General features: G+C 47.3%; 1 protein-coding gene. It reads left to right on the top strand.

Annotated elements, in window-relative coordinates; translation table 11 throughout:
- Positions 1-831, top strand: an 831-nt coding sequence (locus tag P378_RS16075; protein ID WP_476588337.1) for a DNA repair protein RecN, incomplete at its 5' end; no start/stop codon positions are given.
- Positions 832-1,043: the final 212 nt, after the last annotated feature.

Here is a 1,043-nt window from a genome sequence, read left to right on the forward strand (position 1 = left end):
TCTTCCTACCGGGACAACGTGGAGTACAATCCTGAGCGGCTTGATCAAATTGAACACCGTCTTTCTTTAATTAAGCAACTGAAATACAAATACGGCTCCACCGTTAGGGAGATACTGGCGTACAAAGAGGCTGCCCTGGCGGAACTGAACACCTTGAGCAATCGTACAGAAAAAGCAGAGGAATTAAAGGAAACCATCAAAACCCTGGAGAAAGAATGGCACCGGCAGGCAAAGATTCTCACCATACTTCGCCAGAAGGCGGCCAAACAGTTAGAAGAAAATGCTGCCAGGGAGTTGAGGTACCTGGAAATGGGCGGTATTGATTTCAGGGTAAGCCTGACCCCCAGGGAAGAGATTTCCGACCTGGGAATGGAGGATATCGAATTCCTGATTGCGCCCAACCCGGGAGAACCGTTGCGACCGCTGCAGAAGATCGCCTCGGGCGGGGAACTTTCGAGGATCATGCTGGCGCTCAAAGTGCTTTTGTCCGGTGTTGATGAGGTTCCCACCTTGATTTTTGACGAAATTGATACCGGCGTAGGTGGCAAGGCCCTGCAGGCCATCGGAGAAAAGTTGGCCCAGGTGGGACGGCATCGGCAGGTCATTTGTGTAACCCACGGGGCCCAGGTGGCATGTTTTGCTGACACTCACTATTTAATCAGTAAAAAAGTAGTGGACGGACACGCTCAAACATCGGTGGAACCTTTAGACCAGGCAGGCAGGGTAGAGGAACTGGCCAGGATGCTGGCCGGTCGGGAAATCACCGGCGCGGTAAAAGATCATGCTCTGCAAATGATCAGAATGTCTGCTGTTTATAAAAATCAAAAATAAAAAATTTTTTAAAACGACTGTATACCGGTAACAGTCGTTTTTGTTTTGGCGGCTTTTTTAGAATCAGCGAAGAACACCGGATTGCGGAAAAGCAAAATTTTCTAAAAAAAATGAAAAACGGCAAAAGTAAAACAAAAACTTACAAAATTGGTTCTCAACAAGCAGAAACAACTGAATCCGGCATTTTCAGGCAGAAATAACATGAGTAAAAG

Source organism: Desulforamulus profundi, assembly GCF_002607855.1.